At 34.7% G+C, this 1,212-nt stretch carries 1 protein-coding gene; it reads right to left on the bottom strand.

What is annotated here, in order from left to right; translation table 11 throughout:
• A partial coding sequence (glyA, locus tag CIW83_RS21810) for a serine hydroxymethyltransferase (protein ID WP_235601448.1) occupies window positions 1-1,212 on the bottom strand: 1,212 nt, incomplete at both ends.

Genomic DNA, 1,212 nt, shown 5'->3' with positions numbered 1-1,212 from the left:
TAGTATAATGGATATTTATCACATAATTTAGCTACTCTAACTCTTATTTCATCTCTATCATTATTCTCATCTAAAGCCAATGTAATTATTTCCGCTATTTCCATCATATCTTCTTCTTTCATTCCACGTGTTGTCATAGCTGGCGTACCAATCCTTATTCCACTAGTTATGAATGGTGATTCTGGATCATTAGGAATAGTATTTTTGTTAGTTGCTATACCAATATCATCTAGAAGAGCTTCTGCTTTTTTTCCTGTTAATCCCTTAGTCCTAACATCTATTAATATTAAGTGATTATCTGTACCTCCTGAAACAAGTCTAAAACCATTTTTTAATAATCCTTCAGCTAAAGCTTTTGCATTATTAATTGTTTGCTGTTGATAAGCTTTAAAATCATCCTGTAAAGCTTCTCCAAATGCAACTGCCTTAGCAGCAATTATATGCATCAATGGTCCACCTTGAATTCCAGGAAAAATTGCTTTATCTATTGCCTTTGCATACTCTTCTTTACAAAGTATTGCTCCGCCACGTGGTCCTCTAAGTGTTTTATGAGTTGTAGTAGTTACAAAGTCAGCATAAGGAACTGGATTAGGATGAAGTCCTGCTGCAACTAAACCTGCTATATGAGCCATATCTACCATTAAATATGCTCCTATTTCATCTGCAATCTCTCTGAACTTAGCAAAATCAATTTGTCTTGGATATGCACTAGCACCAGCTACTATCATTCTTGGCTTTTCTCTCAAAGCAATTTCTCTAACTTCATCATAATCTATTGTCTCTGTTTCTTTATTTACTCCATAAGCTATAAAATTGAAGTAGGTACCTGAGATATTAACTGGACTACCATGAGTTAAGTGACCACCTTGTGATAAATTCATACCTAATACCTTATCACCAGGTTTTAATACTGCAAAATAAACTCCTAAATTAGCATTAGAACCGGAGTGTGGTTGTACATTGGCATGGTCAGCTCCAAATATTTGTTTCATCCTGTCACGAGCCAAGTTTTCAACCTTATCCACTACTTCGCATCCACCATAATATCTTTTAGCTGGATATCCTTCTGCATATTTATTAGTTAAATAACTGCCTGCTGCTTCCATTACCTGCGGGGTTACAAAGTTTTCTGAAGCTATAAGTTCAATATGCTTTTTTTGCCTGTTTAATTCCATTTCAATAATATTCATTACTTCAGGATCATGCTTAGTT

Origin of the sequence: Tissierella sp. P1 (assembly GCF_002266425.1) — a bacterium.
GTDB lineage: Bacteria > Bacillota > Clostridia > Tissierellales > Tissierellaceae > Tissierella > Tissierella carlieri.
Note: the sequence above shows the minus strand (reverse complement) of the source record. Positions and strands in the feature narration are given on the sequence as shown.